The following is a 21502-nucleotide window of genomic DNA, read 5'->3' on the forward strand; positions in this document are numbered from 1 at the left end:
CGGGGAAACAGCACCGCAACGACCGGCTGCCACGCTCGGGCCATGACGGCGCCGATACCGCATTCGCCCTTTCAACGGCCTCTCATGGCGGCCCCGCCGCTCGGCGCGGGTGAGCTGGCCGCCGAGATCACCGCCCAGCTCAGCGCCCGGCTGTGCGGTGTCCGGCTGCGCGGCCGCCGCCACCCGGGGGCGGCCGCGCCGACCCTCGTCGCGGTGGCCCACGGCAGCCGCGACCCCCGCGCGCTGCCCGCCGTCCGGGCGCTGCTCGACCGGGTCCGCGCGCTCCGCCCCGGCCTGCCTGTACGGCTCGGCAACATCGAGCTCGACCGGCCGCTGCTCGCCGACACCCTCGCCGAGCTGCCCGGCGAGGCCGTCCTCGTACCGCTGCTCTTCGGCCGCGGCTATCACGTCACCCATGATCTGCCCGCCGCGCTGGCGGCCGCGCCCCATCTGACGGGCCGGATCGCCGAGCCGCTCGGCCCGCACCCGCTCCTCGCCGAGGCGCTGCACGGACGCCTGCTGGAGGCCGGATTCGCCGCCGGACGGGGGAGCACGGCCGTGGTCCTGGCCGCCGCCGGCTCCCGGGCGGCGCGCTCCACCCAGGACACCGAGCACATCGCGCGGCTGCTCTCCGACCGGCTCGGCGGCCTCCCCGTCCTCCCCGCCTACGCCCACCCGTCGCCCGCCACCACCCCGGCACGAGACGCTTCGCGCCGCCCCTCTCAGATTGCCGCCGCTCCCACCGTCGCCGAGGCCGTCCGGGAGCTGACCGCCCGCGGCCACGACCGGATCGCCGTCGCCGGCTGCTTCACCGCGCCCGGCCGCTTCGCCACCCAGTGCGCGGCGGCCGCCCCGGGGATCGCCGCCGCGCCCCTGGCCGATCACCCCGCATTGGCCCGTCTGGTGCTGCACCGCTACGACCAGGCGCTCCTGGCGCGTACCGGATCCGGCCCCGAGAGCCCCAGGGTGGCTACCGTCGCTGTATGACGGGCACTCCACCCGGGACACCACCGGGCGCACGACCGACCATCCCCGGCTACACCCCGGCCGACACCGAGCGCTGGGTCCCCGAACCCGACAAGCGGCCGGGGCGCACCGCCTTCCAGCGCGACCGCGCCCGGGTGCTGCACTCCGCCGCGCTGCGCAGGCTCGCCGGCAAGACCCAGGTCGTCACCCCGGGCGCGCACACCCACGCCTGGGACGCCACCCCGCGCACCCGGCTGACCCACTCCCTGGAGTGCGCCCAGGTCGGCCGGGAACTCGGCGCCGCCCTCGGCTGCGACCCCGATCTGGTCGAGACCGCCTGTCTGGCGCACGATCTCGGCCACCCGCCCTTCGGGCACAACGGTGAGCAGATCCTCAACGAAGTCGCCGTGCCCTGCGGCGGTTTCGAGGGCAACGCCCAGTCGCTGCGGCTGCTGGCCCGTCTGGAGCCCAAGCGGTTCGTGCCCGACCCGGACGGCCGGGCGCTCAGCGTCGGACTGAACCTCTCCCGCGCCGCCCTCGACGCCGCCACCAAGTACCCCTGGCCGCGCGGCGGGCACCCCGCCGACCCCGCCTCGGCGAAGTTCGGGGTCTACGCGGACGACCTGCCGGTGTTCGCGTGGTTCCGGCAGGGCGCGCCCGACGGGGCGCAGAGCTTCGAGGCGCAGGTCATGGACTGGTCCGACGATGTGGCGTACTCGGTGCACGACGTCGAGGACGGGCTGCACGCCGGGCATCTCGACCCCAACGTGCTGCTCGCCGACGCCGAGCGCGCCGAGATCTTCGTGGTCGCCGGTGAGCGCTATGCGCCCGGCGCCGGCCCCGAGGAGCTGGCCGCGGCGCTGGACCGCCTCCTGGAGCAGGAGTGGTGGCCGCACGGCTACGACGGCTCGGCGCTCGCCCAGGCCCGCCTCAAGGACGCCACCAGCCAGCTCATCGGCCGCTTCTGCCTGGCGGCCGAGGGCGCGACCCGGGCGCAGTGGGGGAGCGGGCGGCTCACCCGCTACGGGGCCGAGCTGGTGGTTCCGGCCGAAACGCGGCTGGAATGCGCCGTTTTGAAAGCCGTCGCCGACCGGTACGTCATGCAGCGCCCCGACCAGGAGGCGCTGCGGGCCGACCAGCGCGTGGTGATCGCCGAACTGGCCGAGGCATTGCTCGCCCGTGCCCCGGACGGCCTTGATCCGCAGTTCCGTTCGCTCTTCGACACGGCCCCGGACGACACCGCCCGGATGCGCGCCGTCATCGACCAGATCGCCTCCTTGACGGACACTTCGGCCCGTTCGCTGCACGGCCGTCTCACCCGACGCCCTGGTTACGTAGGGGACAACCGGGGGTGACCCTAGGGGGGAAGCCCCTCTTCCCCCCTCACGCTCCGTGCGGGACGCTCGAAGCCGACCGTTCTCGAAGTCGATCGCTTTCGAACGGGGAACCCCGACAGGACCGAACGAACGGGAACCCCGACAACCACACACACATCTACGGGGGAAGCAGACCGGCATCTACGGGGGGAAGCAGACCGGGGTACATCGGGGGCGTTTACGGACGCGGACGCGGACGTACGGCACCGCAACGAGGAGGAAGCAAGTGGTCGACGCACACCAGACGTTCGTCATCGTCGGGGGTGGCCTGGCCGGAGCGAAGGCCGCGGAGACGCTCCGCTCGGAAGGCTTCACCGGCCGGGTGATCCTCATCTGCGACGAGCGCGACCACCCCTACGAGCGGCCCCCGCTGTCCAAGGGGTACCTGCTCGGCAAGGAGGAACGCGACAGCGTCTTCGTCCATGAGCCCGCCTGGTACGCCAAGGCGCACATCGAGCTCCATCTGGGCCAGCCCGCCGTCCACCTGGACCCCGCGGCCAAGACCGTGCGCCTCGGGGACGGCACCCTGATCGCCTACGACAAGCTGCTGCTGGCCACCGGCGCCGAGCCGCGCCGCCTGGACATCCCCGGGACCGGCCTGGCCGGCGTGCACCATCTGCGCCGCCTCGCGCACGCCGAACGGCTGCGCGGCGTGCTGGCCTCCCTCGGCCGCGACAACGGGCAGCTCGTCATCGCCGGCGCGGGCTGGATCGGCCTTGAGGTCGCCGCCGCCGCGCGCACCTACGGCGCCGAGGTCACCGTCATCGAACCCGCCCCCACCCCGCTGCACGGCGTCCTCGGCCCCGAACTCGGCGGCCTCTTCGCCGACCTGCACCGCGAACACGGCGTCCGCTTCCACTTCGGCGCCCGCCTCACCGAGATCGTCGGCCAGGACGGCATGGTGCTCGCGGTGCGCACCGACGACGGCGAGGAGCACCCCGCCCACGACGTGCTCGCCGCGATCGGGGCCGCCCCGCGCACCGCCCTCGCCGAACAGGCCGGTCTGGACCTGGTCGACCGCGGCGCCGGCGGCGGCATCGCGGTGGACTCCTCGCTGCGCACCTCCGACCCGTACATCTACGCGGCCGGCGACGTGGCCGCCGCCGACCACCCCCTCCTGGACACCCGTCTGCGCGTCGAGCACTGGGCCAACGCCCTCAACGGCGGCCCGGCCGCCGCCCGCGCCATGCTCGGCCAGGACACCGCCTACGACCGCATCCCGTACTTCTTCTCCGACCAGTACGACCTCGGCATGGAGTACTCCGGCTACGCCCCGCCCGGCTCGTACACCCAGGTGGTCTGCCGCGGCGACGTCGGCAAACGGGAGTTCATCGCCTTCTGGCTCGGCGCGGACGGCCGGCTGCTCGCCGGGATGAACGTCAACGTCTGGGACGTCGCCGAGACCGTCCAGCAACTGATCCGCTCCGGTGCCCCGTTGGAGCCCGGCGCGCTGGCCGATCCGGAGGTTCCGCTGGAGTCGCTGCTCCCGTAGCGTGCGTTCATGACGCAGAGCCCCACCGGTCCCGCGGGTCCCGCCGACCACGCCGGCCGCCTCGGAGGCGCCGCCCCGGACGTCGTCACCTTCGACGACGTCAAGGACGCCGCCCGGCGGCTGGCGGGCGTGGCACACCGCACGCCCGTACTCCGCTCACGCACCCTCGACGCGCTGGTCGGCGCCGAGATCCACCTCAAGTGCGAGAACTTCCAGCGCGTCGGCGCCTTCAAGTTCCGCGGCGCCTACAACGCCGTCTCCCGGCTGACACCCGAGCAGCTGGCCCGTGGAGTCGTCGCCCACTCCTCCGGCAACCACGCCCAGGCCGTCGCCCTCGCCGCCCGGGAACTCGGCAGCCGCGCCGTCATCGTGATGCCCGAGGACACCCCGCGGTCCAAGGCCGAGGCGACCGCCGGATACGGCGCCGAGATCGTCCGCTACGACCGCTACACGGGCGACCGCGCCGCCCTCAGCCGCCGGCTCGCCGAGGAGCGCGGCCTGGCCCTCATCCCGCCGTACGACCATCCGCACGTCATCGCCGGCCAGGGCACCGCCGCCCTGGAGCTGATCGAGGAGACCGGCCCGCTGGACGCGCTGCTGGCTCCCGTGGGCGGCGGCGGGCTGATGGCCGGCTCGGCCCTGGCCGCCACCGCCCTGGCCCCCGGCATCCGCCTGATCGGCGTCGAGCCGGAGACCGGTGACGACACCCGCCGCTCCCTGGCCGCCGGCCACCTGGTCACCATCCCCGTGCCCCGCACCATCGCCGACGGCCAGGCCGTGGAGAGCCCCGGCGCCCTGACCTTCGCCGTCAACCGGCGGCTCGTCGACTCGGTCGTGCTGGTCGACGACGACGAGATCCGCGGCGCCATGGCGTTCGCCTTCGAACGGCTCAAGATCGTCACCGAGCCCAGCGGCGCCAGCGGCCTGGCCGCCCTGCTGGCCGGCCGCATCGACCCCCTGCCCCCGCGGATCGGCGTGATCGTCTCCGGCGGCAACATCGGCCTTTCCCGCTTCGTGGAGCTACTGGGGTGAGGGTGCGTGGCGCTGCCGGGGCGTGCGGCGCCGAGGACGTGCCGGCGCCGCGCCGCCCGGGGCGCCCGGCAGCGGCCTGCGGGCGGGACTGTCCGACCCCGGCCGTAGAATTCACGCGTGGCAGGCAGGATCAACGATGACGATGTGAAGGCGGTACGGGACGCGGTCCCGATCGACGCCGTCGTATCCGAGTACCTCCAGCTCCGCAACGCCGGCGGCGGCAATCTCAAGGGCCTGTGCCCCTTCCACGACGAGAAGTCCCCGTCCTTCCACGTCAGCCCCGCCAAGGGCCTCTACCACTGCTTCGGCTGCCAGGAGGGCGGCGACACCGTCGACTTCATCATGAAGATCGACCATCTCTCCTTCGCCGAGACCATCGAGCGCCTCGCCTCCCAGGCCGGCATCACCCTGCGCTACGAGGAGGGCGGCTACACCCCCGGCCGCCAGCAGGGCGAGCGCACCCGCCTGGTGGAGGCCCACAAGGCCGCCGCGCAGTTCTACGTCGAGCAGCTGGACGGCCCCGAGGCGGAGATCGCCCGGAAGTTCCTCGCCGAGCGCGGCTTCGACCAGGCCGCCGCCCAGCACTTCGGCGTCGGCTACAGCCCGGCCGGCTGGGACCACCTCACCCGCTTCCTGCGCGGCCGCCGCTTCAGCGACCAGGAACTGGTCCTCTCCGGCCTCTCCCAGGAGGGCCGCCGCGGCCCCATCGACCGCTTCCGCGGCCGTCTGATGTGGCCGATCCGCGATATCTCCGGCGAGGTCGTCGGCTTCGGCGCCCGCAAGCTCCGCGACGACGACAACGGCCCCAAGTACCTCAACACCCCCGAGACCCCCCTCTACCGCAAGTCCCAGGTCCTCTACGGCATCGACCTCGCCAAGAAGGAGATCGCCAAGACCAACCGCGCGGTCGTGGTCGAGGGCTACACCGACGTCATGGCCTGCCACCTGGCCGGCATCACCACCGCCATCGCCACCTGCGGCACGTCCTTCGGCGAGGGCCACATCAAGATCCTCCGCCGGCTGCTGATGGACAACTCCGGCTCCGAGGTCGTCTTCACCTTCGACGGCGACGCCGCAGGTCAGAAGGCCGCCCTGCGCGCCTTCGAGGACGACCAGAAGTTCGCCGCCGAGACCTCCATCGCCATCACCCCCGGCGGTATGGACCCCTGCGACCTGCGGCTCGCCAAGGGCGATGCGGCCGTCGCCGACCTCGTCGAGTCCCGCACCCCGCTCTTCGAGTTCGCCCTGCGCCATGTCGTCTCGCGCCACAACCTCGACACCACGGTCGGCCGCGCCGCCGCCCTCGACGAGGCCGCGCCGATCGTCGCCCACATCAAGAACAGCTCCATCCAGCACGAATCCGCCGTCCAGCTCGCCGGCATGCTCGGCATCCTGGACACCCAGTTCGTCGTCCGCCGGGTCAGCCAGCTCGCCCGCTGGGCCCGCGAGCGCGGCCGCGACGGCGCCGGCCCCGACCAGGGCCGTCAGCAGCGCCGCGGCCCCGGCCCCGGGCCCGAGCAGCCCGCCCCCGCGGCCGGCCCGCGCGGCCCGGCGCTCAACCTCCGCAGCCCCGCCCACCGCGTCGAGCGCGAACTGCTCAAGCTCGCCCTCCAGCGCCCCGACCTGGTCTCCCCGGCCTTCGACGCCTACGGGGCCGACGAGTTCACCGCGCCGCCGTACGCCGTGGTCCGCCAGTGCATCGAGGACGCCGGCGGGGCGACGGCCGGCGCCGCCGACAGCGGGTACGTCCCCCGGGTGCGCGAGGTCGCCCCCGACGACACGGTCCGCGCCATGATCACCGAACTCGCCGTCGAGCCGCTGCACACCCGCCGCGATCCCGACGAGGCGTATGCCGGCGTCCAGTTGGTCGCGGTCCGCCTGGCCGCCGTCAACCAGCGCGTCACGGAGATCCGCGGCACCCTCCAGCGCCTCGGCCCCCGCGCCGACCCCGAGCACCTGGCCGCCGTCCAGAACGAACTCTGGGTCCTCCAGCAGTACGGCCAGTCCCTCCGCGAGCGGGGGTACGCGGCGCTCTAGCCGACGGTGCGGCTCTAGCCGACGGTGCGGGCGGTGCGCGCGGCGGCGCTCCGCAGGCGGCCAACAGCGCCCGTCACCCGGGAATACCGCCCCGGCCCCCGCCCGTTGTGGCCCCACAGGGGGCCCTCGCATCCCCTACGGAATGTGTTCGCACGCCCCCTAGTGCCCACCCCCGAGCGCCCCTCGGCCCCACCCCGGGCAGAGCCTGCCGCACCCCCGGCCCGCCCGTGCCGCACCCCGGGCCCGGCTCTGTCCCACCCTGACTCCGCCCCGACCCCACCCCCGGCCCCTCCGGGAACACCCCGCAGTAGCCGTCCGGTCACGGATCGGACTCAAAAAGTGGTCGCACGCCCCTCGTGGCGGGAGTGTGTCGTACTCCACACTGAGAAGCGGTGCTTGAGTCCTCGGAGCGCGGCGGGTCCGGTCGTACGCCACCGGAGTCCCCCGCGGAACCACTCTCGACGTACGGGACGGGAGGCGGCTCGGCCGCTACCGTTCCCGATCTTTCTGCCGCCTCAGCAGCGATCACCCTGGAGGTCGCCCCCGTGCAGACCCAGACCCTCGCCGATGCGCCGACCGCCGCGGCCCCGGCCACGGAGCCGGCCGCGGCCCCGGCCGCCGAGCCGCAGCGGGAGCCGGCCCCGGAACCGGTCGCCGTGCCGCAGCAGGCCGAGCCCCCCGCCGCCGAGATGTACCTCGGGGAGATCGCCCCGGAACCGGGACCGGGACCCGCACCGGAGCCGGAAGCGGAACGGGAACCGGAATCGGAAGCGGAACCGGCACTCGAACGGGAGCCGGCACCCTCGCCCCGCCCCGACACCACCGCCGGCCCGTCCTCCGACCTCTTCCGCCAGTACCTCCGCGAGATCGGCCGGATCCCGCTGCTCACCGCCGCCGAGGAGGTCGAGCTCGCCCGCCGGGTGGAGGCCGGTCTCTTCGCCGAGGAGAAGCTCACCAACACCCCGGACCTGTCGTCCCAACTCGCCTACGACCTCGACAAGTTGGTGGTCCTGGGCCGGATGGCCAAACGCCGCCTGATCGAGGCCAACCTCCGCCTGGTGGTCTCCGTCGCCAAGCGCTACGTCGGCCGCGGACTGACCATGCTCGACCTCGTCCAGGAGGGAAACCTCGGACTGATCCGCGCCGTCGAGAAGTTCGACTACGCCCGCGGCTACAAGTTCTCCACCTACGCCACGTGGTGGATCCGCCAGGCGATGTCCCGCGCCCTCGCCGACCAGGCCAGGACCATCCGCGTCCCGGTCCATGTCGTCGAGTTGATCAACCGGGTGGTGCGTGTCCAGCGCCGGATGCTCCAGGAGCGCGGCTACGAACCGACGCCCGAGGAGGTCGCCACCCACCTCGACCTGACCGAGGAGCGCGTCAGCGAGGTGCTGCGCCTGGCGCAGGAACCGGTCTCGCTGCACGCTCCGGTCGGCGAGGAGGAGGACGTCGCCCTCGGCGACCTCATCGAGGACGGCGACGCCGCCTCACCCGTCGAATCCGCCGCGTTCCTGCTGCTGCGCGAGCACCTCGACGCGGTCCTGTCCACGCTCGGCGAACGCGAACGCAAGGTCGTCCAGCTCCGCTACGGTCTGGCCGACGGCCGCCCCCGCACGCTGGAGGAGATCGGCCGGATCTTCGGGGTCACCCGCGAACGGATACGGCAGATCGAGTCCAAGACCCTCAACAAGCTCCGCGACCACGCCTTCGCCGACCAGCTCCGCGGCTATCTCGACTGAGCGCACCCCTAGGCACGGCCGCCAGAGCGCCGCCCCGGTACGCACCTCCACGCCCCCGGCACGCACCGCACGCCCCGCCGGACCCCGGACGACCCCACGACGCGTCGCACCACTGCGCCCCGCCCCGCTACGTCACGCCTCCCGCTGGAACGCCCCCGGGTGGGCCTCGTCGCGCACCGCCGCGTACTGCTGGCGTACGGCCTGCCCGACCGGAAGCTCCTCGCCCGGATCGAAGATCTGGCTCGCGGCGGCCGGCCACTGCGGCGGATCGACCCAGGCGGCCCCGCCGCCCGGATGGGCCTGCGCTCCGGCGGCCGGCGCGAGCGTGCCGTGCGCCACGCCCCATGCCCAGGCCGCCTGCCGCGCCGCGCCCAGCGCCGCGTACTCCGCCGGCTGCGGCACCACGACCTGCACCCCGAACAGCCCTGGCGCGATCGCCTGCACCGCGCCCAGCTCCGCCGCCGCGCCCAGCAGGAACACCCGGCGCACCGCCACGCCCCGCCCGCGCAGCACATCCAGCGCGTCGGCGAGGCCGCAGAGCATGCCCTCCACGGCCGCCCGCGCCAGATGCTCCGGCTTCATGCTCTCGCGCCGCATCCCGTGCAACGACCCGGCGGTATGCGGCAGATGAGGCGTCCGCTCGCCCTCCAGATAGGGCAGCAGCACCATGCCGTACGCGCCGGGCGACGACTTCAGCGCCAGATCGGACAGCCCTTCCAGGTCCGTGCCCAGCATCTCCGCGGCGCCGCGCAGCACCCGTACCGCGTTGCTGGTGTGCACCACCGGCAGATGCCGCCCGGTGGCGTCGGCGAACGAGGTGATCGTGCCGCTGGGGTCGGCCAGCGCCTCATGGTGGATCGCGAACACCGACCCCGAGGCGCCCAGCGACACCACGGCGTCGCCCTCCCCGACGCCGAGCCCGAAAGCCGCCGCCATCGTCTCGCCCGTACCGGCGGAGATCAGCAGCCCTTCCGGGGTGAAGCCGGCGGTCCCGGACGGGCCCAGCACCTCCGGCAGCCGCACCTGGTGTCCGAGCGCCAGCTCCACCAGATCCGGCCGGTACGACGCGCTCGCCGCCGACCAGAAGCCGGTCGCCGAGGCCCCGCCCCGGTCCGTCGTACGCCGCGCGGGCCGCCCCAGCAGCTGCCAGGCCAGCCAGTCGTGCGGCTGCATGACCTCCGTGATCCGGGCCGCATTCTGCGGCTCCGTACGCGCCAGCCAGCGCAGCTTGGTCACCAGGTGCGCGGCCTGCGGCACCGCCCCGACGGCGTGCGCCCAGGCGGCACGACCGCCCAGCGAGTCGACCAGATCCGCGGCCGCGCTCTGCGCCCGCTTGTCATTGCCCAGCAGCGCCGGCCGTACGAGGTTGCCGTCGGCGTCCAGCGCCAGCAGGGCGTGCTGCTGCGCCGAGACGCCGATGGCCTGCACGCCTTCGAGCAGCCCGTTGCCGGCCGCCTCGCCGAGTGACATCAGCCACGCCTGCGGATCGACCTCGGGCCCCTTTTCGACGGGGTGCGGGGCATACCCCCGTCTGATGACGGCACCCGTGTCCGCATCGCAGACGACGATGCGTGTGCTCTCGGACGAACTGTCCAATCCGGCGACTATCCCCATGGCCCCAGATGATGCCTCATGGGACGCATAAGGAGAGAGTCAGGGTTTGCCCGGGAGGACCGGCCTCGGGCTCCTTTCCGGCATCCCCCCTGCTCCGCCGCCCGGGGATTCCCTCAGGCCGTCCCCCGTCGTCCCCCTCACGCCCTGGGCCGTTCGGCTCAGGTGTTGCTGGTTCCCCAGTCGTCCTCGTCGGCGGCGCGCTGCTCCCGCAGCGAGCGGACCCGGTCGGTGACGGCCCCGGGCAGCCGGTCCCCGACCTTGGCGGAGACCGTCCCGAACGCCTTCGTCGCCGCATCGCGCCCGGTCAGGGCCACGGACTCGGCACTGTTGCGGACCGCCGGGTTCTGCGCGACCCGCTGGGCGGCCTTGCGGAGCTGCTCGTACCGCTCGCGGCCGGCTCGTGCGCCGAGCACGTACCCCGTGGCCAGTCCCGCGATGAACGTGAGCCGGTAGCGCATCGCTCCACCTTTCCCTGTGTCGGACCCGTCCGGTGCCACCACGCACCGGCACGCCGGGCTGTGCCGCGCCCCTACCCTCCGGGGCCGGAGATCACCCGAGGTGACCTGAGGCGATACCGATTGGCGGAGCACCCCCCTGCTTGCGCTAATGTATGTGTCGCAGCGAGCGCGCGCCGTCCGGAGGCCCGGACAGCGGTGCATTCGAGGCACACAGAGCAATCCCCTGTAGCTCAATTGGCAGAGCAGCCGGCTGTTAACCGGCAGGTTACTGGTTCGAGTCCAGTCGGGGGAGCTCGGTCCCCTGTAGCTCAATTGGCAGAGCATTCGGCTGTTAACCGGAGGGTTACTGGTTCGAGTCCAGTCGGGGGAGCAGAGAGAACGAGGACCCCGCGAGGGGTCCTTTTTCTTGTGCCGTGGAACCGAACCCCGGGTGATCGAAGTCCTCTTGGGCGTCCGATGTCGCGCGACGGCAGCCCTCACGGGCAGCAGATCGTATGAGCGGCTATGCTGCGGCAGACGGCGCGCACAAATGTGCGCGACGCGCCGTGGAGGGGGCGGTAGCTCAGCCGGTTAGAGCAGCGGACTCATAATCCGTCGGCCGTGGGTTCGAGTCCCACCCGCCCCACCACTGCACAGCAGTAGCGGAACGCTCTGACCAGCTCTCCAGCTGGTCAGGGCCGACCGCGCAGGCTCCTGGCGGCCCGCCCCGATCATGGTTTCATGATCGTGAGGACAAATTGAGGACGCAGGTCACGCGGCGGGACACAATCCCTCGTCCGGCTCACCGTCGTCCGTCCCCGGCGCCTCTTCCTCGCCCTCCGGCTGGGAGTGCTCGCTCTGTGAGTGCGCGGGATCCTCCTTCCGCGACCGAGGCACTATCGAGACTGTGGACTCCGCCTCGGCGCTCATGAGCTGAGGAAGCACACTCGTATACGTATCCGAGGTGATCTGGCGCGAGCTGTGCCCCAGCCGCTCCTGGACGACCTTGATATCTGCTTTGCCTAGCAGTGCCAGTGTTGCGGACAGGTGCCGTGTGTCGTGCAGGCGGATCGGAGGGAGGCCGGACAGCTCGACGAGCCGATTGAACCGACGACTGATCCAGTCGGGATGCAGGGGCTCGCCGTTCTCGTGAGTCCAGACGCGGTTGCTCTCAACCCACGCCTTTTCGCCTGACCACTGCTGACGCTCCCTTTCCTGAGTTCCACGCCACGCACCCCACAGCCGGCACGTTTGGGAGTCGAGCGTGACGGTGCGCACGCTGTCCTGCTTCGGCGCTTCGTCGTACTGCCGGTAGGCGATCTCGACGATCTGGGCAGAGATGCGGAACCATGAGTTGGACAGGCTGACCTCCGTCCAAGGCAGAGCACACATCTCGCCGCGCCGAGGTCCACGAAAGATGAATCCGTGCCACATGCCGCACAGCCGGTCGTCGCAGATGTAGTCCAGGAACTCGCCGGTCTGCTCGGGAGTCCAGACCATCACCGGGCTGGGCTTCTTACCCGTGCGCTTCCACTCTGCGACTCGCTCTGGTGTCCATACCAGCGCCTTGGGCCGCTTGGCCGCTGGCAGCTCGACGAGCGCGGCCCAGTTGGTCGCGTACTCGCCCCGCTTGATGCCGCTCCCCAGAAACGAGCTGAGGGTGGCGTTGATGCGATGCATCGTCGCGGCGCTGGTGATCTTCCGCTTGCCCTTGCGGCCCTCGCGCAGTGCGGCGTTGGCGTCTAGGTAGGCCCGACGTGTAACGCGGCGTTCTTCCTTCTTCCCCGCGGCACGCACCCATGCCGTGTGAGCGGCGTCGCGGGCTTCCTGCAACTCCACCACCTTGGCGTGGTGGATCAGCCGCTCGGCGTTCTCGCGCTCGATCGCGTCGTACATGGCTTCGATATGGCGCAGCTTGAGATCGCGCCGCTTGATGTGCCCGAGGCGGGGTTCGAGGTAGAGGTCGACGTGTTCCTCGTAGCCGTGGAGCGTCGTGCGGGCCAGGCTCCGCTTCCGCTTGAGCCAGTGCCGCAGATCTTCGCCGACAGTGGCGTTGCTGAGTACGTCCGTGCCGCCGATGACGTCGCGGTAGACCTCGGCAGCTCTGGATCACCGGGAACGCCGCGCCCAGGCTGCCGGACGACGCCACCCCCGCCGAACTTGCCGCTCACGAGGCGCACATCGCCGCGCGCCTCCCTGAAGGGCACCGCTACAACAAGGCGACCACCCTCGTCGCCGACGAAGAGGAAGACCCCGCCGTCGTGATCCTGCGCACCCTCGAAGACCACCTCCTTCCGGCCTTCGAGTACAAGCCTCGCTACGTCGGCCACCGGCCGTGGATCGACCTCTTCGACAACGCACTGGCCGTCGTCGCCGCTGCCGAGAGTGGCGCCCCCCTGGGCCCCGCCGAGGCCGAGCCGGAACCGGAGCCCGAAGCCAAGCCGCGGCTTGAGGAAGGGGTGCAGCCCGAAGGCGCCGCAGGCGAGGCCGGCGCAGATGGGGCCGCGGCCCCAACCGAGGAGGCCGAATCTGAGGTGGTCCGCAGCGACGTAGATGTCGCGCCTGCACCAGCTCCGGAGCTGGCCACCGCCGAGGAGGTCAGCGACCAAGCCAGCGAACTGCCCGCAGCCCGCCACGAACCGGCACCTCTCAAGCGCACGCCCAAGCGCCGCTCGAAGGCCAGCGCCACCTAGCCGGTACAACTCGGCCTAGGGGCGCGGCCACGCCGCGCCCCATCCGGAGCGCCATGAGCAGCGCGGCCATCTCGCTGCGGCGGGGCTGAGGCGTGTTTTTCGGCCTTCATGTGGCGAATACACCCGCCATCTCGCATGAGAAGTTGAAGCGTGAAGGTGTGAGCTCACGAGTGAGGTGCGCGAAAGCGGCGCAGGCCGAATGTCCAGACCACCTTGACAAGTATCGTGCGCATAAGGCGAGTTGAGGCATGTAGGGGGACGCGGCGACTCATGGTGCGAGGGGATGGTTGTAATCGCAACAAAGACTGTGGCCTAAGTCACTTCCGCCGAAGCGCCAATACCTACCGTGTTCACGCGTTCACGGAACTGTGGTTTCCCGCTGTCGCGCTCGGAACTTTTGTCCGATGTGAGTTGCTTCGCCAGTGTTACCGAACGCGAGCGTAAACGCGCCGACTTACTCGCAGTTCCGTTTTACCGACTCAGGGATCTGACCTAGGCTCAGGCATCAATCGCGAGGAACCGACCACTCCTTGCGCGCATGGGAATTTTTCTAACGGGGGGTCTATTTTGTGCTGCCCACGCTCATGGGCGCCTAATCCGAGGGTTGTTCGTTGCGATGCCTGACGGCTGCCCTCGCGCAGTCGTCGACCACAAAAGCAGAAACGGGAGACAACATGCAGGTATCCAAAAGGGCTGGAAAGATCGTGGCAGCCATCGCCGTCGGCGTGGCGCTCGCCGGTTCCTCTCCTGCCTTTGCCGACGCTGGCGAAGACGTGACGTCGGCGCTGAGGGAAGGCGAAGCGAATGACGGCGCGATGATCGCATACGCCGCCAGCCTGAAGAGCAACGGCAACAAGAACGTCTCCGTGACGGACAAGAGGGAGGACAAGGCTGATGTTTATGCGGAGTTCGACCGTCTGAAGACCAAGGGTCTGCGTCTGTGGAACACGGGCGACAAGGTCGGCAGGACGACGTACAGCGACTCTTCCGCGTCTAACTACGTCGTGAAGGTCACCGCCTGCTACCAGCAGAACGCCGTCCCGGACCCGTGCGGACCGGATGACCGTCCCGGCGACGGCCGCTGAAGCCAAGCCCTGCGGGGCAGAGGCCACTGCCTCTGCCCCGCAGGGCCACCGCAGCATCGCGGTGAACTCGGCAAGAGCAACCCAAGGGCACAACACGTGAGCAAGTCAGACACCGGGCCCGCGCCCGCACCCGTACTGAAGATCCAAGACCTGCACTACACAGTCCGCGACCGGACACTGTTCAAAGGCCTGGAACTCCACGTCGACACCGGCGAGTCAGTAGCGATCACGGGCCCAAGTGGCTCAGGCAAGAGCACGTTGCTGTCGTCGATCCTCGGTCTGATCAAGCCGAACAGCGGCAGTATCCGTGTGGCCGATGCGGAAGTGACCAAGCTACGGCGCGCGCATCTTGCAAGGCTGCGCAGCGAAACCATTGGTGCGGTCTTCCAGTTCGGAGAACTTCTGCCGGAACTCAGCCCGCTGGACAACGTCGCACTCGCTGCGCTGCTGTCGGGCTCTGACCGCGCGGGCAGCTACCGACGGGCCCAGACACTCCTCGATGAGCTGGGCGTGCCTCGGGCTGCGACGGCCGAGGAGCTCTCCGGCGGAGAGCATCAGCGTGCCGCCGTGGCACGTGCACTGGTCAACTCGCCTGAGCTGATCCTGGCCGACGAGCCCACTGGCGCCCTTGACCCCGATGCGTCTGCTCTTACCGCAGAGCTGCTATTCGACCTGCCTCGACGACACCGGTGCGGGCTGCTGCTCGTCACGCACGACATGCGGGTCGCAAAGCGAGCGGACAGGATCTTGCATCTGCAGTCCGGCATGCTGGTTCCTGCCGGGACGCAAGAGACGGTGGCAGCGTGAGTGGAGTGAGACGGGAGAGCCTGTCGCGTCGTCTCCTGAACATGGGGCGCACCGCGGGGCGCCGCTCGGAGGCAGCCAGGACCCGTTTCGTGGCCCTGATGCTTTCGGCTTTCGCCGTTGCGCTGTGCCTGGGCACGATGGTGATGGTGCACGCCGCATACACCGGCAAGGAGACGCGGCGCGAGGCCAGGACCCCGGTGTGGCAGGCCGACCAGCCAAACGCCAAGCAGGCCACGCTGTGGCTGGTTGGCACGGACGCACTGAAAGACCAGCGACGGTTCAGCGTTGTGCACATCGCGCCGAGTACAGCGAATTCCCCCCTCCCCCCGGGAGTGGACCGTTGGCCGGGGCCGGGCGAAGCGGTCCTTTCTCCAGGCTTGTTGAAGGCTGGCGCTGATGAGGCGATCGCCAGTCGCTACGGAAAGCTCGTGGGCTCCATCAGGCAGGAGGGGCTGGAAGATCCGGGCGAGTGGCTCGCCTACGTCCGTCCCGCCCGCGGCTTGAAGCCGCAGGCGCCTGTCGAGCCGGTGGTCGGTTTCGGCCCGAAGGCAGGCGAGGTGGCCGAAGGCTTGCAGCCCGGGTCGGCGAGCGAGGACGACAAGCCTGAGTGGGTGTTCCAATCCCTCGTCGGCGGTTTGCTGCTCGCCCCGAGTGTGGTGCTGCTGTTCATCGCGCTCCGTACCGGAGCCCATAGCCGTGAACGCAGGGGTGCGTTGATCGATGCCCTGGGAGGCCGACGGCGCGACCGAGCCCTCGTCGCCGTCGGCGAGGCAGTACGGCCGGTGACGCTCGGAGCCCTCGTCTCGCTTCCGCTGTTCGTCGCGGTCATGCTCGTCGACGTGAAGGTCCCGTATGTTGGCTACCTGATCTCATCAGCTGATCTGCACCAGTACGGCTGGCCCGCCCTTCTGGCCCCTGTCGCCGCGATCGCGATGGCGCTGGCCCTGGCCGCCATCAGCGACCAGACATCCGGCCGCGCCAAAGGGACCAGGCCTCGCAGCGCCAACGGGTCACGCCATCAGCACCGCATCGCGATGCTGTGCCCGCTGGCGATCCTGTTCGCCACCCGGGGCCCGGAACTCGCCGGCGAAGATACGCAGTACCGGGTGTGGCTCAGCTGGATTGGCCTTGTCGCCGTCGTCCTCACCCTGCCAGCGGCGGTTGCGGCGCTCGCCGCCGAGCTCGGACGGGTTCTGGAGCAGACGGGCCGACAGCGTGGGTGGGTGGGCACCCTGGTAGCGGGCCGCCGGATCAGCCACTACCCGGCCGCCACGGCCCGGCTAGTCACGGGCGTGATCGTCGCGCTCATCGTTTTCGCGCAGGCCATCGCCTGGCAGGGAATCTTCGGCACTTACACCGCACAGGTGCAGCGGCTGCTGGGCACCACGAACAGCAGCGTCGCCGAGATCGGGCCCAAAGGCTCGGTCGCTGAGCACGACACCGCCTCCTTCCTCAAACTCCTGCCTGAGGGCAATGTGCCCGTCGTGCTCACCTGGCCCGAGAATCGAAGTGCCGGTCCGATCGCAGTGCGCGGGGCCTGTCCCGCGCTGAAGAGCCTCAGCCTGCCATGCCCAAGCACACAGGCTCGCGTCGACCGTGTTCTCGACCGCCGGATGCAGCAGCTGATCCGCTGGAACACGGAGGGCGGTACCTACCTGAAGGTGGTCAGAGCCGATTATGCCGAACTCACCGAGCAAGCCGCGCTCAACAAGAACAGCACCTTGTCGGTAGTTGGAATCGACGGCAGGGCGCCAGATGTTCCCGCTCTCAAGGAAGCCTCCTATAAGGCGTTCCCCCGCGGTGCTCAGGTCCGCTTCCCCGGGGAGGAGTGGCTGACGAACACCGTTCCTGACCGGGACCAGGGCAGGTGGGTCCGCCTCTTCGGCGTGGCAGGAGTGGGAATCCTCGTGCTCGCCATCGGCTTCAGTAGCAAGGCAGAGTTCCTGCGCCAGGGAAAGGCGCTGGCGCCTCTGACGGTCTTGACCGGCGGGCAGCGCGTCTTCCGCAGCAGCGCCGCTTGGGCGATCGTTGCCCCGCTCACTGCAGCCGGCCTTGCGGGAGGCATCATTGCCACTTGGACCGCGCGACCAGTTTCCCGCCCCGGAATCACGTACTTCGTCCCCACAGAACTCATGGCGGCCGCCGTTGCCGTGGTGTTCGCCATATCCATCGTGATGTGGTTGTGGGCAGCCGGAATTGCCGGAAAACAGGCGCGCAACTGGCAGGCATAAATCGCAAGTGATCGGCAGTCAGGGATACCGCTAGATTCCCGACAGATCGAACTGCTAGCGACATATTCGGACAAACTGATCACTGTAAGGTGTTGCTATGCACACGACCGACCGCCCCAGCGCGTTTCCCAGGACGCGATTGACGTGCTGCGTCGCAGCAGTAGCCATGATCGTCGCTGCCGTCTTCATCTGGCGAATTGCCCGACTTGAATCCGGCGCACTGGGCGGTTTCATATCCTTGGGCATCGTGATGACCGGCATGGCTGCCGGCGGCGCTGCCGCTGCCGCCTGGTCCGTCAAGCGTCGACTCCGCACCGCTGCGGGCCGCTCGCTGGGCGCCCTCGCGGCCACTGTCATCGTCGTGGCTGTGGCATCGGCCACTTTGTCTGCCTGGGCGTACGCAGACCCCCACGGCACATACGCGCGGCATTTCGGCGGCGCAGGACAGTGCCTTGCCGAGACCCCGTATGCCAGCGACCGCGCACACTTCTCCCAGGAAAACACCCCCAAGTCCGACCAGCTGCGGGTCACCCCCGGGGCCGGTGGAGAAGATTCGCCGCTGCTTTTCGATCACGCCTCGAAGGGGAAGATGGCACCGGCTGACGAGCGCACCCGTCAAATCGTCGGCCAGCACCGCTGCTGAAGACCGTCGACGCGAGCCGCGGCCACTGGTAGGCCGCGGCTGGCCTGACGACTGCGCAACACTTTCGGATGTCGACGGGCGGCCCTGGGGCGCGTTCCCGTGGTGGGCCGTAGAAGGCAAGCGCAGTTCCAGATGGCGTTCTGCCCGAGCAAGCCGGGTAGCGGGCCGGACATCGTGATTCAGGCCGCATCGTGCCTCCGTATATGCCGGGTTACGCAGCTTCCACCAGGCCTCCGCCTTCCTTTCAAGAAGCCTCTGACGCGGTCGGCGTTCCGCGTCCCCCCCAGAAGCCCTGAGTACCTTTATGACTTCCCACATAGCCGTCCTTCGGCGCCGCCTGCCCGTATGGCTCATCTCCGTCCTGTGGACCTTGGCCCTTGGCATGTGGGGTCTGTCTCGGCAACACAGTGTGTGGCGGGACGAAGCAGCCACGTGGCAGGTCGCCCAGCGTTCCACTGCCGATATCTGGCACATGCTGGAGAACGTCGACGTTGTGCACGGGCTCTACTACTTCCTGATGCACGAGCTCTTCGCAGCCTTCGGCCCCGGTACGACGGTTCTGCGGCTGCCTTCCGTGCTGGCCACGGCAGTGGCGGCGGCTTGCATTGCGGTACTCGGCCAGCGGCTGGTCGGGGCCTGGGCGGGCCTTGCAGCAGGCCTGGCTTTCGGCCTGCTCCCAGCGGTGCAGTTCTATCTCCAAGAAGGCCGCCCGTACGCGTTGGTCGCCGCCGGAGGCGCGATCTCAACGTTGTTGCTGGTCACCATCCTCAAGGGGTACGACCGGCCGATGCGCTGGGCAGCGTATGGCGGCATCGTTCTGGTGTGCGCGCTGCTGAACTGGCTGTCGCTGCTGATCCTGCCCGCGCACGCGGCTACGCTCATCTGGACGCGCCCACAGCGCAGACTCTTGGCCCGCTGGCTGGCGGTCTCCGCGGCCGCTGTGGTAGGCGCGCTGCCTCTGATATGGCTCAGCCGTGGACAGTCCGGGCAGGTGTCCTGGATCCCCCCAATGACCTGGCACATGATGATCGGCCCAGCGATCCTGCTGGCGATCGGCGGCCTGGGAACCCTGGCAGATCGGCCGCGAGCAGGTCGCCTGTCAGCGGCAGCCGTCGGACTACCGCTACTGGCGGTGCCCCAGCTCGGCCTCATCGGTCTTTCCCTGATTCAACCGCTGTTTCTTGACCGGTACATACTGTTCAGCATGGTCGGCTTGGCGCTGCTGATAGGCGCCGGCCTCGGAGCCGCCGTTCGCGCAGCCGCACCGCGGTTTCCGAAAGCATCGACATGGCTCGTCCCCGTAGCCGTCACTGTGGCGGTGGTGGCGCTACTGCCGCAGTCACTGGCCAAACGCTCCCCGGCAAGCCGCGTGGATGACGTCCTGGCGATAGCGCAAGACGTGCGGCAATTCAAACAGCCCGGATCATCAGTGCTCTTCGTGCCGGCAGCGCGGCGCGACACCAAGTTGGTCTCCCCTCGCGCCTTCACTGGACTGCGCGACATCGCCTTGGCGACAAGCCCGGAAGAGTCCGGAACGCTTAAGGGTGTAGAGGCTGACCCGGCCCGGATTCGAGCTTCGATGCTGTCCCAGCACCGGATTCTGCTCGTCACGGACGCTGGAAATGTGGCGCAACCGGTATCGGCCGACCGCGACAACACGAAGATGTCCGTACTGAAAGAAAACTTCACGGCGGTGGCAGACAAGCAAGTCCGAGGCCGCAGGGTCACGGTGTACGAGCGACGCTGACCCGCCACTGACCTGCATAGTTCAGGCTGCCACCGCACCCTGTCACAGGCGAGGAAGCCAGAGCGAAGCGGGACTGCACAGGCCCCGTCGAGCTATACAGCCCGACGCGCCCGGACGCGGGCGGTCTTCAGCGAGGCGCCAGAATCGTCGGCTCGCCTCTGCAGCTCAGCTAGATGCGCCTGGGAGAAACGGCCCGAACTGGAAACGGCCCTGGATCGCTCTGCATGGCAACGGTCAGGGGAGACGTGCCGGTCTTCGGTACCGGTCCTCACTGCCACACTGTCCTGCGATGAATTGGCGGCCCACTGGTAAGCGATTCGGTCACCCCGGACGGCACCCGGCTGAGCGTACGGTCGGCCCCATCGATCCATACGGCGGCCTGCCTCTACGCCCGTGGACGTGCTCATCTCGCTTGGGCCACAGATCTCGATCCGACACCTCTGCCGTAACATGCCCGTGTGACTGCGCGGCCTGCGACAACGGCCACAGAGGCTCCGCCCCGAGTACCGGGGCGGAGCCTCTGCACGCTGGAAGTGGAATCCGCTGCGGGCGGGTTTGAGACCCGCCCCCGAGCTGGCCTGACGGTTTCCCCGGCCTTCGACTGCGTCCTGCGGGGACTCATTGAGGACGCGGTGGGGACACAAGGAGAGGAACAGACTGACAAGGACGGCACAGCGGCCACACCGCGCACCCTGCCTGGCCAGCTAAAACGTCACGGATGGACGTTGATCGGCAAGGGCCGCCAAGATTCCCAAAGGACTCATAATCCGTCGGCCGTGGGTTCGAGTCCCACCCGCCCCACCACAGCTTCCAGGGCGAAGATCCTTTCTACCTGGGATCACGTGAGAACGGGGGTCACCGCCACGGTGCGGTGGCCCCCGTTCAGCCGTTCAGACCAAGATCCAGGGGACACGCGGGGGACAAGGGTCCGGTTCAGGGGCCAGCGGGGTCTTCAGGCCGCCTTCCGGTGTCCCTTTCAGTCCCTGGCGGACGGTACGGGCCGCCGCGGGCGGCAGCCCCGTCGGCAGCGACCAGCTACTCAGGCCCGGGGAATCACAGCGGCCGATCGGGAAGCGCGTGAGGGACCTCTTCGCCTTGATCCACCGGAGGTAGAGGGCGCGGCTCTTCTCGTCGGACAGCACGTCGGTGCCGACGTCGGCGGACCATAGGCGATGGCGTTCGTAGACGGTCTTCCACGGGCCGAACCGTTCGGGCGGGTCACGCCACTGCACACCGGTCAGCAACCGTCCGATCACCCCGTCCCATGTCCACATCAACGACCTCGGCACGGAGTAGTCACATGATCGGCCGGACAAGTCCTAGCGGAGAGCGTCCTGATGCGGGGGTTCTGCAGCAGCCGCTCCAGCCTCGTTGGCGTGGGGTACGCCGGCTACTGGCGCCCGACGCCACAGACGGCGCCATCGACGGAACAACCAAGTGCTAAGGGCTGCCGCGGCAACCGACCCGATCGCTTCCACCAGGACATGCTCGCCCATGGCCTGCCAGGACAATGCCAAGACCGACACCGAGTCTCTCCTACCGCTCGACAACGACTGTCAGACCACCGTGAACTGACACACGGCCACTCAGACGGGGTTGGACG

The 21502-nt window shown here is 69.8% G+C and carries 15 protein-coding genes, 3 tRNA genes and 1 pseudogene; 15 read left to right on the plus strand and 4 right to left on the minus strand.

Going from position 1 to position 21502, the window contains the following annotated elements; all coding sequences use genetic code 11:
- Positions 1-42: 42 nt before the first annotated feature.
- The 6 genes from ACZ4NB_RS25190 (at position 43) to ACZ4NB_RS25215 (ending at position 8642) form a co-directional block, all read left to right on the plus strand.
- Positions 43-987: a sirohydrochlorin chelatase gene (locus ACZ4NB_RS25190; protein WP_467664947.1), complete on the plus strand. Its 945-nt coding sequence runs from the start codon at positions 43-45 to the stop codon at positions 985-987.
- Positions 984-2321 (plus strand): deoxyguanosinetriphosphate triphosphohydrolase, encoded by a 1338-nt coding sequence (locus ACZ4NB_RS25195; protein ID WP_467664949.1) that lies wholly within the window; start codon positions 984-986, stop codon positions 2319-2321. The genes ACZ4NB_RS25190 and ACZ4NB_RS25195 overlap by 4 nt, the downstream gene beginning before the upstream one ends.
- 247 nt (positions 2322-2568) lie before the next feature.
- A complete protein-coding gene (locus tag ACZ4NB_RS25200; RefSeq protein ID WP_467664951.1) occupies positions 2569-3834 on the plus strand; it encodes an NAD(P)/FAD-dependent oxidoreductase in 1266 nt (421 codons plus the stop codon).
- 9 nt (positions 3835-3843) lie between these two features.
- Entirely contained in the window at positions 3844-4866 is a 1023-nt protein-coding gene (locus ACZ4NB_RS25205; protein WP_467664953.1) for a threo-3-hydroxy-L-aspartate ammonia-lyase, read from the plus strand.
- A gap of 117 nt (positions 4867-4983) precedes the next feature.
- Positions 4984-6903 carry a DNA primase gene (gene dnaG, locus ACZ4NB_RS25210; RefSeq protein WP_467664955.1) on the plus strand — a complete coding sequence of 640 codons (1920 nt, stop codon included), beginning with the start codon at positions 4984-4986 and terminating at the stop codon, positions 6901-6903.
- 392 nt (positions 6904-7295) lie between these two features.
- The gene (locus ACZ4NB_RS25215; RefSeq protein ID WP_467664957.1) at positions 7296-8642 is read left to right on the plus strand and encodes an RNA polymerase sigma factor; all 1347 of its coding nucleotides are present in this window, start codon (positions 7296-7298) and stop codon (positions 8640-8642) included.
- A 132-nt stretch (positions 8643-8774) separates the two neighbouring features.
- Here ACZ4NB_RS25215 and ACZ4NB_RS25220 read toward each other — a convergent pair whose 3' ends face one another.
- Together ACZ4NB_RS25220 and ACZ4NB_RS25225 are read right to left on the minus strand one after the other, a co-directional pair.
- Positions 8775-10256, minus strand: coding sequence for an FGGY family carbohydrate kinase (locus tag ACZ4NB_RS25220; RefSeq protein WP_467664959.1), 1482 nt, complete (start codon positions 10254-10256; stop codon positions 8775-8777).
- A gap of 158 nt (positions 10257-10414) precedes the next feature.
- The gene (locus ACZ4NB_RS25225) at positions 10415-10714 is read right to left on the minus strand and encodes a YtxH domain-containing protein (RefSeq protein WP_467664961.1); all 300 of its coding nucleotides are present in this window, start codon (positions 10712-10714) and stop codon (positions 10415-10417) included.
- 219 nt (positions 10715-10933) lie between these two features.
- Between ACZ4NB_RS25225 and ACZ4NB_RS25230 the strand changes: the two genes are divergently transcribed.
- The 3 genes from ACZ4NB_RS25230 to ACZ4NB_RS25240 all read left to right on the plus strand — a co-directional run bounded on the left by ACZ4NB_RS25230 (position 10934) and on the right by ACZ4NB_RS25240 (position 11342).
- A tRNA-Asn gene (locus ACZ4NB_RS25230) sits at positions 10934-11006 on the plus strand.
- A 5-nt stretch (positions 11007-11011) separates the two neighbouring features.
- Positions 11012-11084 (plus strand) — tRNA-Asn (locus ACZ4NB_RS25235).
- Positions 11085-11265: 181 nt separating this feature from the next.
- Positions 11266-11342 (plus strand) — tRNA-Ile (locus tag ACZ4NB_RS25240).
- A gap of 122 nt (positions 11343-11464) precedes the next feature.
- Here ACZ4NB_RS25240 and ACZ4NB_RS25245 read toward each other — a convergent pair.
- Entirely contained in the window at positions 11465-12589 is a 1125-nt protein-coding gene (locus ACZ4NB_RS25245; protein ID WP_467664963.1) for a tyrosine-type recombinase/integrase, read from the minus strand.
- A 365-nt stretch (positions 12590-12954) separates the two neighbouring features.
- Here ACZ4NB_RS25245 and ACZ4NB_RS25250 point away from each other — a divergent pair, with 365 nt between their 5' ends.
- The 6 genes from ACZ4NB_RS25250 (at position 12955) to ACZ4NB_RS25275 (ending at position 19899) form a co-directional block, all read left to right on the plus strand.
- Positions 12955-13386, plus strand: a complete 432-nt coding sequence (locus tag ACZ4NB_RS25250) for a hypothetical protein (protein WP_467664965.1) — start codon at positions 12955-12957, stop codon at positions 13384-13386.
- A gap of 704 nt (positions 13387-14090) precedes the next feature.
- On the plus strand, positions 14091-14471 hold the full coding sequence (locus tag ACZ4NB_RS25255; protein WP_467664967.1) for a hypothetical protein: 381 nt from the start codon (positions 14091-14093) through the stop codon (positions 14469-14471).
- Positions 14472-14567: 96 nt separating this feature from the next.
- A complete protein-coding gene (locus ACZ4NB_RS25260; protein WP_467664969.1) occupies positions 14568-15278 on the plus strand; it encodes an ABC transporter ATP-binding protein in 711 nt (236 codons plus the stop codon).
- Between the two features lie 89 nt (positions 15279-15367).
- The gene (locus ACZ4NB_RS25265) at positions 15368-17509 is read left to right on the plus strand and encodes a hypothetical protein (protein ID WP_467664971.1); all 2142 of its coding nucleotides are present in this window, start codon (positions 15368-15370) and stop codon (positions 17507-17509) included.
- Positions 17510-17606: 97 nt separating this feature from the next.
- Positions 17607-18152, plus strand: a complete 546-nt coding sequence (locus tag ACZ4NB_RS25270; protein ID WP_467664973.1) for a hypothetical protein — start codon at positions 17607-17609, stop codon at positions 18150-18152.
- A gap of 304 nt (positions 18153-18456) precedes the next feature.
- Complete coding sequence (locus ACZ4NB_RS25275) at positions 18457-19899, plus strand: glycosyltransferase family 39 protein (protein ID WP_467664975.1); 1443 nt, start codon at positions 18457-18459, stop codon at positions 19897-19899.
- 1154 nt (positions 19900-21053) lie between these two features.
- Here the strand turns inward: ACZ4NB_RS25275 and ACZ4NB_RS25280 are convergent.
- Positions 21054-21161 (minus strand): annotated as a pseudogene (locus tag ACZ4NB_RS25280) (transposase); the annotation flags it as partial.
- Positions 21162-21502: the final 341 nt, after the last annotated feature.

Source organism: Streptomyces sp. NPDC026575 (assembly GCF_055567415.1).

What these genes read in the sequence shown, in the direction of transcription:
- ACZ4NB_RS25190 (WP_467664947.1), top strand. Translation starts at nt 43, where the DNA reads ATGACGGCGCCGATACCGCATTCGCCCTTTCAACGGCCTCTCATGGCG.
- ACZ4NB_RS25195 (WP_467664949.1), top strand. Translation starts at nt 984, where the DNA reads ATGACGGGCACTCCACCCGGGACACCACCGGGCGCACGACCGACCATC.
- ACZ4NB_RS25205 (WP_467664953.1), top strand. Translation starts at nt 3,844, where the DNA reads ATGACGCAGAGCCCCACCGGTCCCGCGGGTCCCGCCGACCACGCCGGC.
- ACZ4NB_RS25220 (WP_467664959.1), bottom strand. Translation starts at nt 10,256, where the DNA reads ATGGGGATAGTCGCCGGATTGGACAGTTCGTCCGAGAGCACACGCATC.
- ACZ4NB_RS25225 (WP_467664961.1), bottom strand. Translation starts at nt 10,714, where the DNA reads ATGCGCTACCGGCTCACGTTCATCGCGGGACTGGCCACGGGGTACGTG.
- ACZ4NB_RS25245 (WP_467664963.1), bottom strand. Translation starts at nt 12,589, where the DNA reads ATGTACGACGCGATCGAGCGCGAGAACGCCGAGCGGCTGATCCACCAC.
- ACZ4NB_RS25270 (WP_467664973.1), top strand. Translation starts at nt 17,607, where the DNA reads ATGCACACGACCGACCGCCCCAGCGCGTTTCCCAGGACGCGATTGACG.
- ACZ4NB_RS25275 (WP_467664975.1), top strand. Translation starts at nt 18,457, where the DNA reads ATGACTTCCCACATAGCCGTCCTTCGGCGCCGCCTGCCCGTATGGCTC.